The sequence below is a fragment of the Crassaminicella profunda genome (assembly GCF_019884785.1).
Classification (GTDB): Bacteria; Bacillota; Clostridia; order Peptostreptococcales; family Thermotaleaceae; genus Crassaminicella; species Crassaminicella profunda.
The window spans coordinates 804,268-819,790 of record NZ_CP082326.1 but is presented as its reverse complement, the minus strand read 5'-3'; the positions used below and the strand labels follow the sequence as shown (position 1 = coordinate 819,790).

Here is a 15,523-nt window from a genome sequence, read left to right as displayed (position 1 = left end):
GACTACTCAAGTATATCGCAATTTATTTGAGTAGTCAAATATTTTATTTCCAGAATACAAACCTTTTACCTTAATTTCACCAGTAGTTAGTAATTGTTTTGCCATACCTAAGACAATTTCCTGAGCTTTCTTTGTTACTTGCTTACCATAGCATACTTCCATTAAAAATAGTGCTTCATCCTATTTTAAACCAATAAATTAGATACAAAAAAATCCCGAATTTCATCAACCAGAAATTCAAGATTTTTTACTAGCTATTTTCACTAAAAGAATAGAACTCACAAAACTGCTTAAACACTAGTAGAATCAATAATTTTGACGACATAGTCGTATTACAGTCTCCACATGCCCTGTACGAGAAAACATATCTTCAATTTTCCTCAATTCTTGTAACCTCAATCATTTTTCTAAATAATTCTATAACTTCATCCCTTTTGTTCTCTTGAATAAAATTTTTTACAACAACTTTTATTATTTACCATCATCGTATTAATATTTTTCATAGTGTACTCTTGTTTCATCATACCTATCTACGCTAAGCTTTTTTATCATTTATTTCAAAACTCTTATATAGTTTGTTAATTCATCTATCAATCTTTCTTTATCTTTCGGCAATATGCCTTTTTTCTTAATTATGTTTGTCGGATGTGTTGTGTCAAATATCATGGGTTGCTTAGGTTCTAGATTTTCTAAAAGTGTTCTTATTTCTATAAATCGTTCATTTCGGTCTGATGGAACAAATTCACCTTTTTTTACCATATTTTCTAACTTCGTTCCGTTAAATACTGTTAGATTCATGGTAATCAGTTTATTTGTTATAAATTGATTAATCATTTTAGCAGTTGCAACTGCATTATCTATAGATTCTCCTTCACCAGCTATGCCATACATAATAATAGAATTAAATGGTATTTTTGATTCATTAAGTTTCTTTGCTTGTTTAATCGCTTCATTTACCGTATGGCTTTTATTCATCAATTTTAATATATCCTCTCTACCTGTTTCAAAACCAATATAGAGCAATCTAAGTCCCGCATCATGAAGAATAGATAGTTCCTCAACTGAATATTTTGAAATATTCTTGATGGATGCATATGAAGCCACACACGCACAATAAGGCAAATACTCATGGATCATATCTAGTAATCGCTTCATTTTATCAAATCCTATTGAAATAGGGTCTGCACCTATCAAAAATACTTTTTCAGTATAGATATATCCATTTAGCAATTGCATTTTTATATCCGAAAATGAAACTTCACAGTATTTATCATCTTTATACATAGAACAAAATGCACATTTGTTGTATGAACATCCTGATGTTACCGGTAGTAAAAAAGTAGTCATTTCATCCTGTGGATAATAAACCGTATCATTTTTATACATAATTTATCCCACTCCCCTCGCTCCGCTAAAGGCATAACCATTTCTTCTTTTTTATAGCATTTGGTAACTTGCGCACTTGATTTCTTTATACTAGTTTCATAAAATCTTCAAAATTAGCTACAGTAACACACTCCTTTAAATATTATACGTTTTTAAATCTAAATTTATATATAAAGGAATAATATTGTTAAAAAGAATATATAAAATTTGATCTTACAATTAATTTTGTGTCCCTTCCCCTTTTTCCCTAACAAAGGATACAGCATATATAACAAGTGAGATACCTAATATTTTAAACAATGTAAGTGGCTCACCGTATAAAAGAACCCCTATAATTGTTGCAACTATCGGCTCTAACGTGGCAATTATAGAAGCCTCACTTGTTTCGAGATATGATAAACCTTTAGTATACAATAAGAAAGGCAGTACAGTAGCAATTATACCTAATGCAGCTGCATAATATAAAGCATTTATATTCGAAAACAAGCTTATCATTTTCTTAATATCAGCAAACGGAATTAAGCCAACACTTGCAAATATAAAAGTGTACAGAGTAACAGTTATTGAATTATATTTTTTTAGTGCATATCTTCCGAATATACTATAAAGTGCATATCCTAATCCTGATCCTAATCCTGCCAATATACCACTAATTGTAATATTCTGTCCTGTATCCTGTACAAAGGCTGTAACAAAAATACATCCAGCAAAAGTTAATAGAAGGGAAATAATCTTTTTCTTTGTCATCTTTTCCTTAAATAGTATTGCAGATAATACCATTACTATAGCTGGTGCAGTATATAGCAGTATGGCTGCAACAGATAAAGAAGTCTTATTTATTGCTATAAAATAACACCAATTAAAAAAAACAAAACTAAATATTCCTGTTCCAACAAAGTATATAAAGTCACGAGGTTTAATTTTTAAAAGGCTTATATTTTTGGTTAATGTAAACAAGATAAGGGTTATACATGCTCCGATAGCTCTTATAAATACTATTTGTTCAGTACTAAAACCAAATTGAGTTAACTTTTTACCAAAAATTCCAATAGTCCCCCATAACATTGCTGCTACAATTACAAAAGAGCATGCCATTCTTTTTAGGTTTTGATCTTTTTTTTCACAAACAGCTAATTTGTTATCAAAGCTTACATCTTTCATTCCTATTCTACCTCCACTTTAAGGTGCGTGGATGCGGATGCCTGGCACCACTTAACTTATACCATCCTTTGTGTCTAAGTAGACAAGAACAGTCCAGTACTCCCTGAACCTGTATGTCCCAACACATCACCTACCATCCGTTCTCTACCTTTATATACTATTTTTACACTATACATATGAATTTTAAAAATCTCTCTATGAAAGTTTTTGCTTTTTATGTAGCTTTACTGCCTTCTCCATATATGCAAACCCACTAGTAACACTTCAAATGCAACAATACCAAGTAAAAAGATCTATTCACTACAACATCTAAAAATATGAGATTTAACAATACAATATTATTGTATCATCATTTCACCTGTTTTTATAAAATAGTTTATCGAACCTTCCCAAAGCTTCATATGCCTATTAAATACCTCTTGACTATTCTCAGTATGCATCTCATCAATTATAGAATCATCAATCGCTGTAAATGTATAGTGGATGTCACAATAAACAATATCTTGATCACCATCCTTCAATTCTATATCTATAATTACAATCATCTTTCCTTGGATAAATTTCACAAACTGAATGCAATAATCGCTATTGTCATATTTAGTCATTACCCATTGGTAACTCCCGAAATCATTATTCGTTTCAAATATGCATCCTTTTTCGGCAAAACCACTTTCTGAGTAAATCATTTTATAATCCCATCCTTGTAACCACTCTTTTTCGCGTACAGGACATAATAGTTTAAATATCTCTTCTTTTTTCCCATAAAGGATTTGCTTATAACTCCTTTTTATTCTTATTTGTTTATTCATTATGATACTCCTCCTTTCTTCTTAATTCCATGTTAAAGTATAAACCTATAGTCAGGTCAAGAGAAAAAATTTTATCATTTCTAATAGAAGATGATTCTTTTTGTAACCATTTTGTTTTTCGGTCGTCTATAAAGTGTAGCATCAAAAAATAACACGAAAAATATGCTCAAGCCATCAAATCTGGTGATACAAATAGTAATAAATGTGGCGGTACCAACCCGCAAAATCTATCAACTAGTGATTCATCCTGTGGTTGTTCAGGCTCCTCTTGTTGCGGCTAACACAAAATTTAATCAACATTATAGTACTAGTAAAACCCCCAATTAAAAATTAGGGGTTTCATCTTAGCACTTTCCATCGCAATCGTCACATTTTCCTTTTGAATAGTAAGTTATAATATTTCCATACTTGTCTACTTCAAATATAACACCATGGACTCAATAAATCTATTCAATATCCTCATGAATAAAATCTTTCACATATATTTCTGAACCATCTTTTACTATTGTCATTGTATCTAAACCATACGGTGGATTATGAGCTCCCACAAATGTTGTCACTCTTACCTTTAGTTCATAATATCCGTTCTCTTTTTTTATATCTAATATTCCTGCATCCATAAACTGTCTTGATCCACCATAATGCTTAATGTAATATTCATCAATTGCTTTATTAATATACGGGAATAGAGATGATAATATAAAATCTTCATATAAAACTTGCTTATAAACATATTGTGGTAAAGGATTTCCAACAAAATTCAATGATGTTAAATTTGGTAATTCCCATAGGGAACTAATATCACTTATTTTGTTGTTCGATATATCTAATGTTCTTAAGTTAACAAGATTACTTAATGGTGATACATGGGTTATATTATTATCATTTAAGACTAGCTGAATTAGTTTTGTCAACGAACTCAACTCATTAACATTACTAATTTGATTCTCAGGTAATCTTAATCTTTCTAAATTTGTTAAATTCTCTAGACCTTTTAAATCATTTATTCTATTCCTATCCAATCTCAAATGTGTTAAATTTGATAATGAACTTAAACCAATAAGACTGCTTATTTGATTGTATTCTAGAGATAAAAAGTCTATTTTTTTTAAATTACTAAGGGGAGAAATATCTTTTATCTTGTTAGTATCTAAATACAACTGTACTAGATTCGTAAGATTATTCAATGGTTTAATGTCTATGATTTCATTTTGTCGTGCTTCTAATATCTTCAGCTTGGTTAAATTCCTTAGAGAATTAATATTAGAAATTTTATTAAATCCTAAAGATAGTTCAGTCAAATTAATTAAGTTACTTAAAGGTACAATATCTTCAATTTTATTTGTATATAAATCTAATTCTTTCAATTTCGTTAACTTACTCAACGGAACAATATTGCTTATTTTATTGAAATCTAAATCAAGCTTTTGCAAGTTAGTTAAATTGCTTAATGCTTCAATATTAGTTATATCATTCGATTGTAATTCTAAATGAATTAAGTTCGTTAAATTCTTTAAAGGAGTCAAATCTTTAATATCATTCCATCCTAAATCTAGCTTAGTCAGTTTATTCATATCTTTTAATGGTCTGATATCCCCAATATTACTAAAAGTTAATTCTAATTCAGTTAATTTGGTTAAAAATTGTATTCCTTCTAGACTTGATATATCTGTTCTCTTTGCTTTTAGAGAAGTTATTTTCTCTACATCACTTTTATAAATATTTCCTTGTGGTTTATTGATTTTTTCTCTAATGAGTTTTTCTAATGCGGGGTCTTTAAATGATACCATTTCCTTTTTCTTCTCAACAATTTGTGCATTTAAAAAATTATTATTTTCTTCTATTCCTTGTATTGTTAATATTCCAATACCTATAAAACAAAATAAAGTACAAATTAATAAATATTTTTTCATACTTACCATCTCCAAATAAATTTATTATTATTTTACGTGATTTGAATAATAATTATGTTGTGGAGATTACCCCACCGCAAGCGGCGAACATATGGATTTAGGAAACCAATATAATCTAATGCTACCTGAATTTTTGAATATGCAAAAAGCCCACAGTCACAGCCTGTGAGCTCTTAAATCAAATCTTTATTTTAATTCAATCAAATGTTTTTTATAAAAAGCATAGGTTTATTGTTTAGTTACATTTATTTTTTCTTTAGCGATACACAGCACTCCACATGCCCCGTATGAGGAAACATATCCACTGGCTGTACTTCTACGGTTTTGTACCCAAATTCATCAAGATATTTTAAATCTCTTGCTAATGTTGATGGATTACAAGAAACATATACTACTCTCTTTGGATTCATCTTCACAATGGTATCGAGTACTAATTCATCACACCCTTTTCTTGGGGGATCTACTACGACTACATCTGCTTGGATGCCTTTTTTATAAAGCTTTGGCGCTACCTCTTCTGCTGCTCCTACGAAAAATTCTGCATTGTTAATATCATTGATTCTTGCATTTTCCTTGGCATCCTTTATGGCCGCTTCTACGATTTCAATACCATATACCTTTTTTGCATTCTGAGCTAAAAATAGAGAAATGGTACCAATGCCACAGTAAATATCATAAACCGTTTCTTCTCCTGTTAGCTCTGCATATTCTAGTGCTTTTTCATATAAAACCTTTGTTTGGGTAGGGTTTACTTGGAAAAAGGACAATGGGGAAATATTAAATTTCAAATTCCCAATATAATCTACGATTTTTTCTTCTCCATAAAGGGTAATACATTCTCTTCCTAATAGGACATTTGTCTTTTTCTTATTGATGTTTTGTACAATGCTTTTAATTTCTGGGATTTCCTTTAAAAGATTTTTGATTAATTCTTCTTTATGGGGGATTTCTTGTCCATTTGTAATAAGTACCACCATGATTTCTCCTGTATGAAAACCTACCTTTGTTAATACATGTCTAAAGAGACCTTTTCCCGTTTTTTCATCATAAGTGGATACTTTATAAGTATCTATATATTCCCTTACAATCTTTGTAATCTGATCATTAATTTCATGCTGTATATAACATCTTTTTATATCTACAATATGATGGCTCTTTCTTTTATAAAATCCGATAACGGCTTCATTATTTTCTGTCCCAATAGGAAATTGCGCTTTGTTTCTGTAATGATAAGGATCTTCCATCCCTAAAGTATCATGAATCATAACATTTTGGAGTTTTCCTATTCTCTCAATATTTGCTCTTACTCTACTAGTTTTTAATTTTAGCTGTGCTTCATAATCAATATGTTGAGTTTGACAACCTCCACAGACATTTGATACTTCACAAATAGGTTTGATTCGGTCTATGGATGGCTTTTCAAGTTTTATAATTTTTCCTATAGCATAATTCTTTTTTACAAGGGTAATTTTTACCTTCACTTCATCTCCTGGCACAGCCCCATCAACAAACACCGTAAAGCCATCTATTTTCCCAATGCCTTCTCCATTATGTCCTAAATCCTCTATCTTCACTAAATAAATTTCATCTTTTTTTACTCCACTTATCATCTACGTTACTCCTTATTTTATTATTTTTATCAAAATTTTTCATAATTTGTCGCATTCTATTCCTTTTACCTTTTGCATAAATCACTTATAATGGTATTATAAGCTATTTATTAGACAAGTTTCAACATACAAAGGAGTGATTCCATGCGAAAAGCAATTTTTAATCTTTTTATCGTACTTATTATTTGCATTACAGCTTTAGGTATGCCCTTAAATCTAGAGTTACCCGCTTTATCATTTGATCTATCTACTCAAAATGACCAGCTCTCTTATAAATCTTTTATAGATTCTCCTTTGAATAATCCTACCCTCATAGATTTTCAGATTGAAACAAAAAATCCTGAAAAACTATCTATTGATGCATTAGCTTCTTCTTTTATTTTAGAGATCATAAAAGAAACTGAAATAATCTCCACAGTAGATGCATCAAAAATAATAACGCCTTCTTCTACCGAAAAAGATAGCATTCGCTATACTTTAAATTTATCAAAAGAAAATTTAAATCTTTCTGATGACAATTATTTATTAAAGCTTTATTCTACAGCAGAAGTATTAAAAGATATAGAACCCTTAAAGATAGAAGTACAATACACGACTTTATCAAAATATATTCCAGCAACGGATACGTTCCCCCTTGGCATGATGAATTTAACCTTATATTATCCTGATACAAAGAATGAATATCTTGTACCCATCACAAAATTTGTAAAACAAAATCGTACCCCTTTAGGTACAATCGTTAATAATCTCCATAGTGGTTCGAATATTTTAGGTTCTGTTTCCCCTATTCCAGATAGAATAAAACTACGTGTTCAAAAAAATAGGGTCCTAGTATTTTTACCAAAAGACCTAGGAAAATATAATACAGACCCAAGAATAGGTACCTTTGCCCTTGAAAGTTTTGTAAATTCTTTTACCTCTATTAAAGGTATTGATCAAGTTAAATTTTTCGTGAACGGAAAAGAATCGGACAACCTATTTTATAGTTATCGTACAAAAGATATCTATTATAAAAATACACAGCCAAAAGTTTATTTAGGAATGGACACAAATCAGACAAGAATTTTACTTGTTCCCATAAAGGTAGAGAATTCTTCTGAAAAACCTCTCGTTGAAAGGATTCTGCATGGATTAAAAACTTGTAAAATCAATGAAAATACATGCAACAATCTAGTTTCTCCTATTCCTAAAAACATAGAACTTATAGATTATACACAAAATAATAATATTCTTACTTTAAACTTTAACAAAGAATTTTTATATGCTTATCAAAGTCGAATAGATTTACAAAAAATGATGCTTGATGCTATTTTGTATAGCTTCACAAGTGTTACAGGTATTGAAAAAGTACAAATTCTTGTGGATGGTCAAGCTGTAAATACTTTTGGTGAAATAAATCTATCACAGCCTATCAGCAAACCAAAATTTATCAATCCTGAAAAAGAGTAAAAAAATATAAATGTGCATAATATATTAGAGTAAGGTATGTCATCATAGTCCTTACTCTTTTTTTTTTACAAAAAAAGATGACACCCTTTAGGTGCCATAAACAATAGAATCAGTTAATCCCTATGCTTTCAAAGCCTTACTATAGATTATAATACATAATTTGAAATTTTATACCATTAAAATATACTTATTGAAAATATCTCTTTATTATAAATCTTGGAAAAAACATTTAAATCATATGTCTTCTTATGTTTCTTCTTACCTTTTCCTTGTAGTCTTCCTTATAATTAATTCTGGTTCTACAACTATTTTTTTTACCCATTTTTTATCTTTATCTTTTATTTCTTCTATTAACATATCTAACGCTGTTTTACCCATATAATACTTAGGTTGCTCCACAGTAGTTAATTGGATTTGGGGAAGTTTAGCAAAATCAATATTATCAAACCCTACAATTCCAAAATCCGTAGGTATATTTAATCCAAATTCTTGTGCACTATATAAAGCCCCAAGAGCAATCACATCATTCCCTGCAAATATAGCATCCGGTGGATTTTTTAACTTTAAGAGTCTAGACATTATATCATAACCACTCTTTGTGTTAAAATCACCATTCACAATAATGGATTCATCTATTGGGTAATGATACTTTTTTAGTGCCAATTTATAGCCTTCTAATCTCTGATTATTAGAATATGAACGATCTTTTCCTCCAATAAATCCCATTCTCTTATATCCAGATTCAATCAAATGCTTTCCAGCTAAAAATCCTCCTCTTACATTATCAATCTCAATATAATTATAGTTTCCCTCATGAGACCGACTATTTAATAAAACCAATGGCGTATTCATATGATGAAATAAATTTTCATCATTATCGAGTACTGCTTTCATAATAATTCCATCTACTCTTTTTTCTTGAAGAATCTGTAAATAAGCATCTTCTTGAACTTTATCCCAATTTGTATTACATAGTAATACATTATATCCTTCTTTTCTAGCAGCGTCTTCAACGCCTCTTGCTATTTCTGGAAAATAAGGGTTTGTTATATCGGGAATAATCAGACCCATGGTTTTGGTATATTTTTTCACAAGCCCCCTAGCAATAGCATTTGGTTGGTATCCCATTTTTTTTGCTTCTAGAAGTATTTTTTCCCTAGTGGCTTGATTGACTTCTGGTTTTTTATTTAAAGCACGAGATACTGTCGTATATGAAATGCCTAATTTTTTCGCAATATCTTTAATGGTTATACTCATGATGATTCTCCAATCATTCTATGTTTGATTCCATTATATCAAAGGTTTTTTAACGTTACAAATCTTTCTTTTATTTTAAATTTTGTTTCTTTTTTTTATTTTTTCTTGTAGCTATTTTTTCTTATTCTTTAATTAAAGAAATCATAATCTATACGCTATAAAATATTTATATTTAACCCTTTCTTCTGAAAAGTAATGGATACTATTATTTAATAGGAGTGCGTATCTTATAAAAAATAATAGGGTGATGTTAGTAGCAAAATATGCTACTACATCACCCTACTTAGGATCAATGGTAAAAAGATTTTCTTATAATTTAACAGGTGCTCCTGTTTTTACTGATTCTTTTGCAGCTAAACCGATAAGGACTGGCTTTAATCCATCTATACCTGTAACAGGTACCTCCTTTTCATTTAGTACTGCATCCATAAACTCTTTCATTTCATCAACGAAAGAATCCATATATCTTTCTAGGAAGAAATATTTAGGTTTCTCACTAAATACGCCTTCTTCTGTACTAAGAATTGCAGATGATGGTGTATCATTAGCAATCTCTACTTTTCCTTTTGATCCAAACACTTCTACTCTTTGATCATATCCATATGCTGCTTTTCTACTGTTGTCAATGACACAAATAGTTCCATCAGCAAATTTTAGATTGATCACAGCTGTATCCACATCTCCAGCTTCACCGATTGCAGGATCTACTCTTACGGCTGCAGATACATAAACTTCTTCTACTTCACTACCTACTAAAAATCTTGCCATGTCAAAGTCATGAATCGTCATGTCTAAGAACATTCCTCCAGAAACTTTTACATATTCTGCTGGTGGTGGTGCAGGATCTCTTGAAGTAATTTTTACAATATGAAGATCTCCTACTTTTCCTCCATCAATTAATTCTTTTACTTTGCTAAAGTTATGATCAAATCTTCTATTAAAGCCTACTTGGAATTTCACGCCAGCTTTCTTTACTTCTTCAAGTACGGCTTCTACTTTTGCTACAGATAAATCTACTGGCTTTTCACAGAAAATATGCTTTCCTGCCCTAGCTGCTTCAATAGAGATTTGTGCATGTGTGTCTGTTGAAGAACAAATCAATACTGCATCAATTTCAGGGTCGTTTAAAATCTCTTTGTAATCTTGTGTTGCTGTAGGGATGCCCATTTTTTCTGCCCATTCTTTTGCACCCTCTAGATATACATCTGATATTGCCTTGATTTCAACTTCTGGAATATGATTCATAATACTTTGAGAATGAACCTTACCAATTCTTCCGGCGCCAATGATGCCCACTTTCATTTTTTTGCCCATATTGAATTTCCCCTTCTCTTGTGGATTTGCCCTTCTTATAGCCCAGTTTTTTCTGCAATAAACTTTCTTGCTTTCATTGCATATTCTAGAGGATTTGCTTTTGCTGGATCTTGTTCAGCTTCTACTACCATCCAGCCTTCATAGTTTACTTTCTCTAGTACTTTAAATGTATGATCAAAGTTTACTATGCCATCTCCAGGTACTGTAAATACCCCTTCTTTAACACCTTTTAAGAAAGACCATTTTTCTTCCTTTAGGTTTTTTAGTACATCTGCTCTAACATCTTTTAGATGTACATGTGCAAGTCTAGTTGCGTATTTTTCAACGATTTGGTCTACTGCTTCTTGTGTTCCTTCTGAGAAGTACATATGACCTGTATCAAATAGAAGATATACATCATCATTTGTCATTTCCATGAATTTATCTACTTCTGCAGGAGTTTGAATCCCTGTTCCCATATGATGATGTAAACTTACTTTCATTCCTTTTTCAGCAGCTAACTCTGCTAATTTATTCATACCCTTTGCAAGTCTATCCCATTCTTCATCTGTAAATACTGGCTTTTCATCAAAGATTGGTTTATCTAATCCTTGAATACTATGTCCTTGCTCAGAACAACCTATTACTTTAGCACCCATTTCATGTAGGAAGTCTCTATGCTTGATGAAAGCTTTAATTGTTTCTTCTTCTGGCTTTGTTGTGAAAAAACAACTAAACCATGCGTTACAAATTTGAACGCCTCTTAAATCTAATGCTTTTTTTAATTCTTTTGTATCTGATGGATATTTGTTTCCTACTTCACTTCCTGTAAAACCTGCAAGTGCCATTTCACTTACACACTGCTCAAAAGTGTTTTCTGCTCCTAGTTCTGGAAGATCATCGTTCGTCCAAGCGATTGGTGCAATTCCTAATCTCACGTTTTCTTTGGTTAACATGTTTTATCCCTCGCATTCTACAAGTATTGTTACAGGTTTTAATTTTGCAAAATACATCCTAGTATTGTCTTATTTTCTTAACTGTTTCCTTCATAGCTTCGCCTGCTTCTTGAATAGCTGCCTTTTTAGAAACTTGTGCAGTTCCTACTCTCCACCAGCTTTCATATCCACCAGTCATAGTTTTTGGTAATACCTTAATATCGATTAAAGTAGATACGGTTTGTTTCTTCGCATCTTCGATAGCCTCTCTTAACTGCTCTATTGTTTTTACTGTATATGTTTTTGCACCATATGCAGCTGCACTCATAGCATAATCAACAGGAACTAACTTTCCATCCATTTTTCCTGTTTCTTCATTTCTAAATCTAAATTCTGTTCCAAAGCTTCCCATTCCTTGGCTCATTTGAAGGTTATTGATACATCCAAATGCCATGTTATCAAATAATACTACATTGATTTTTTTATTTTCTTGAATACTTGTAACAAGTTCTGTGTGTAGCATTAAATAACTTCCATCTCCAAGGAAAGTATATACTTCTTGGTTTGGTGCTGCAATCTTTGCACCTAATGCTGCTGCAACTTCATAACCCATACAAGAATATCCATATTCCATATGGTAAGTGTTTGGTGCTTTAGGGCACCATACTCTTTCAAGATCTCCTGGAAGGCTTCCTGCTGCACCTACAACGATTGCATCATCAGCTAATAATTGATCCAGCTCTCCAAGTACTCTTGTTTGTGTTAAGCAAGAACCTGTTTGCTCATAAAACTCTGGTAATACTTCATCTAAGTCTCCTGCAATCTCAGGAATAAATCCTTCTTTATATTCAATACCAAATAATCTATTTAATTCTTTTAGCCATTTTTCTTTGGCTTCTTTGATTTCATCCACGTATGCTGACTTGTATCCTTCTTTTTCAAGCTCTACTGCTATGGCATCAAGCCCTACCTTTGCATCTGCAACTACTTTAGTAGCATCTAGCTTTCCTGCATGGTACTCAGAAATGTTCACAGTTAAGAAATCAACTTCTGGATTACTAAATTGGCTCTTTGATGCAGTTGTAAAGTCAGTAAATCTTGTTCCTACACCGATTACTAAATCAGTTTCTTTTGCAATAATGTTTGCAGCTAAATTCCCAGTTGTACCTACTCCACCTAAGTTTAGAGGGTAATCCCACTCAACAGCACTTTTTCCTGCTTGTGTTTCTGCAAAAGGAATATTAAACTTTTCAGCAAAAGCTTTTAAGCTCTCAGCAGCCTCTGAGTATCTTACTCCTCCACCGCAGATTAGTAAAGGCTTTTTCTTAGATTTAATTAATTCTATAGCATCTTTTATTGCTTCTAAGCTTGCTGGTCTTCTCTCGATTCTGTGTACACGCTTTTTGAAGAAATACTCTGGATAATCATAGCTTTCTCCTTGCACATCTTGAGGAAGACAAATAGTTACTGCTCCTGTATTTGCAGCATCTGTAAGTACACGCATTGCATTGATCATAGCCGTCATTAATTGCTCGGGTCTACTTACACGATCCCAGTATTTGCTTACCGCTCTAAATGCATCATTTGTACTAAGAGTTAAATCATGAGATTGTTCTACTTGTTGAAGTACTGGGTCTGGTTGACGTGTAGCAAAAGTATCTCCTGGAAGTAATAATACAGGAATATTATTTGCTGTAGCTGTAGCTGCAGCTGTAACCATATTTGCAGCACCTGGGCCTACTGATGATGTAGCTGCACAAATTTGTTTTCTATGCATTTGTTTTGCAAAACCAGTAGCAGCATGTGCCATTCCTTGCTCATTACGACCTTGATAAACTACTAAATCTCCTGGATCTTCTTCTAATGCTTGTCCAAGACCTACTACATTACCATGACCAAAGATTGTGAATATCCCTTTTACAAACTTTTGCTCTTTTCCATCAAATTCAACATATTGATTATTTAAAAACTTGACTAAAGCCTGAGCTACAGTCATCTTAATTGTTTTCATTGATTACCTCCTTAGGTATAATACTGTAAAAAAGCTTTTGAGAATTATTTATTGGGCCATATTTTCGCATCTTTATCTAATAACCATTTGTGTTCATCAACAAAAATACGCTCATCAAATGGCTTATTTTCTAAATGACGAATCATCCAAACATAATACATAGCATATCCCGGTGCTGCTGTTTGAGGATGTACAAGTCCTCCTGGAATAGCAATTGTATCTCTATTTTTCACTACAAATGCATCATCCCCTACTGTTGAAAGACCATATCCTTGCTCTGGATAGAAACGATAATGATATATTTCTGGTTGTGGATGATGATGTGGTGGATAACTTGAATATTTTCCAGGATGATTAATAACTTCTCCGATCACTAAATTTGCATCTGGTGAATTACCATGATCAAAAATAGTTCTTACCGTTCTTGTAGCAGTCTCATTTAATGTACCTGCACCAAACTGTTCACTTCTACATTCTTCTGGTGTATAAAGCTTTGAGGCAAACGTTTTTTCATTGTCTGTTTTTTGAACAGCAAGCTCTGTATCATCTTTATGAGCTGTAATCTTTACCTCTACCTTAGCTGGTACATGTAAGCAATAAGGATCTTCTGAAAAACAGTCTTCTCTCTTAGCTGTTACTTTATTATCTTCCCATTCTAGAGTAACTTCTCCATGAATTAATAGGTAAGCTCTTTCTAAATCTTCACTTGAACTTTCTGTATCTGCTTTTTTCATTTTTAAGATACCAAAGTCCATTAACATATTACTATGTTTTCCGTTCATTTCTGTAATACTATTATATCCATATTTGAAAGGTTCTGATTGTCTTATTTTCATGTCTTGCTCCCTTCTTACTTTCTTTCAATGCCTAGAAGCTCCATTTTCTTTTTAACTTCTTTTTGTACTTCTATCATAGACCTTTGGAATAGATTAATTCTATCGAATTCTTCAGGATTGTTGTTCATCTCTTCTCTCATAGTATTTCCAAATACCATACGAAGGGCTGTTCCAATATTTACCTTTGCCACAGAATATTTAGCAATTCTTCTTAAGTCTTCATCTTTAATTCCTGTAGAACCATGAATCACTAAAGGTGTATCTGTAAGCTTTTCAATAGCTTCTAAACGGTCGTATTGAATTTCTGCTCCTTGAGTCTCCATTCTATGTAGCGTTCCAATAGCAACTGCTAATGCATCTACTCCAGTCTTTTCAGCAAATGTCTTTGCTTCTTCTGGTTCTGTATATCTTGCATTTACATTAAGAGCTGGATCACTATATCCTACTGCTCCGATTTCTGCTTCTACCGTTACATTACAAGGATGAGCTAATTTTACAACTTCTTTTGTTTTTTCAATATTTTCTTCAAAAGGTAATTGAGAACCATCAAACATTACTGAAGTATATCCAGCTTTAATGGCTTGAGCAATCAAATCAAACTCTGTAGCATGGTCTAAGTGAACACATACTGGTACTTTTGCACTTTCAGCAACACTACAAAGTATTTTTGCTAAAATTTCTATAGGCATATGTGATACAGCTACTTTATTTGTCATCAATATAACTGGGGTGTTTAATTCTTCTGCTGCACGCACCACCGCTACAGCATCTTCATATCCGAATACATTAAATCCAGGAATGGCAAAATCAGATTTTGCCACTCCCTTTAAAACTTCATTTAAATTTACTAACATATTTTTATC

Annotated in this window: 12 protein-coding genes; 1 reads left to right on the top strand and 11 read right to left on the bottom strand. The window is 31.9% G+C overall.

Annotated elements, in window-relative coordinates:
- Positions 1 to 552: 552 nt before the first annotated feature.
- From K7H06_RS03365 to rlmD, 5 genes are all read right to left on the bottom strand, one after another.
- Entirely contained in the window at positions 553 to 1,386 is an 834-nt protein-coding gene (locus tag K7H06_RS03365; protein ID WP_223038556.1) for a radical SAM protein, read from the bottom strand.
- 219 nt (positions 1,387 to 1,605) lie between these two features.
- Positions 1,606 to 2,547: a DMT family transporter gene (locus tag K7H06_RS03360; protein WP_223038555.1), complete on the bottom strand. Its 942-nt coding sequence runs from the start codon at positions 2,545 to 2,547 to the stop codon at positions 1,606 to 1,608.
- Between the two features lie 338 nt (positions 2,548 to 2,885).
- Positions 2,886 to 3,356, bottom strand: a complete 471-nt coding sequence (locus K7H06_RS03355) for a hypothetical protein (protein WP_223038554.1) — start codon at positions 3,354 to 3,356, stop codon at positions 2,886 to 2,888.
- Between the two features lie 446 nt (positions 3,357 to 3,802).
- On the bottom strand, positions 3,803 to 5,269 hold the full coding sequence (locus K7H06_RS03350; protein ID WP_223038553.1) for a leucine-rich repeat domain-containing protein: 1,467 nt from the start codon (positions 5,267 to 5,269) through the stop codon (positions 3,803 to 3,805).
- Positions 5,270 to 5,514: 245 nt separating this feature from the next.
- Positions 5,515 to 6,879, bottom strand: coding sequence for a 23S rRNA (uracil(1939)-C(5))-methyltransferase RlmD (gene rlmD, locus K7H06_RS03345; protein WP_223038552.1), 1,365 nt, complete (start codon positions 6,877 to 6,879; stop codon positions 5,515 to 5,517).
- 144 nt (positions 6,880 to 7,023) lie between these two features.
- Between rlmD and K7H06_RS03340 the strand changes: the two genes are divergently transcribed.
- Entirely contained in the window at positions 7,024 to 8,328 is a 1,305-nt protein-coding gene (locus K7H06_RS03340) for a GerMN domain-containing protein (RefSeq protein WP_223038551.1), read from the top strand.
- A gap of 258 nt (positions 8,329 to 8,586) precedes the next feature.
- Here K7H06_RS03340 and K7H06_RS03335 read toward each other — a convergent pair whose 3' ends face one another.
- From K7H06_RS03335 to K7H06_RS03310, 6 genes are all read right to left on the bottom strand, one after another.
- Complete coding sequence (locus tag K7H06_RS03335; protein WP_223038550.1) at positions 8,587 to 9,585, bottom strand: LacI family DNA-binding transcriptional regulator; 999 nt, start codon at positions 9,583 to 9,585, stop codon at positions 8,587 to 8,589.
- A 309-nt stretch (positions 9,586 to 9,894) separates the two neighbouring features.
- Entirely contained in the window at positions 9,895 to 10,899 is a 1,005-nt protein-coding gene (gene iolG / locus K7H06_RS03330; protein WP_246637622.1) for an inositol 2-dehydrogenase, read from the bottom strand.
- Positions 10,900 to 10,934: 35 nt separating this feature from the next.
- Entirely contained in the window at positions 10,935 to 11,834 is a 900-nt protein-coding gene (gene iolE / locus K7H06_RS03325) for a myo-inosose-2 dehydratase (RefSeq protein WP_223038549.1), read from the bottom strand.
- Positions 11,835 to 11,892: 58 nt separating this feature from the next.
- Positions 11,893 to 13,824 carry a 3D-(3,5/4)-trihydroxycyclohexane-1,2-dione acylhydrolase (decyclizing) gene (iolD, locus tag K7H06_RS03320; protein ID WP_223038548.1) on the bottom strand — a complete coding sequence of 644 codons (1,932 nt, stop codon included), beginning with the start codon at positions 13,822 to 13,824 and terminating at the stop codon, positions 11,893 to 11,895.
- Between the two features lie 44 nt (positions 13,825 to 13,868).
- Entirely contained in the window at positions 13,869 to 14,660 is a 792-nt protein-coding gene (locus K7H06_RS03315; protein WP_223038547.1) for a 5-deoxy-glucuronate isomerase, read from the bottom strand.
- A gap of 14 nt (positions 14,661 to 14,674) precedes the next feature.
- Entirely contained in the window at positions 14,675 to 15,514 is an 840-nt protein-coding gene (locus tag K7H06_RS03310; RefSeq protein WP_223038546.1) for a class II fructose-bisphosphate aldolase, read from the bottom strand.
- Positions 15,515 to 15,523 lie beyond the last annotated feature (9 nt).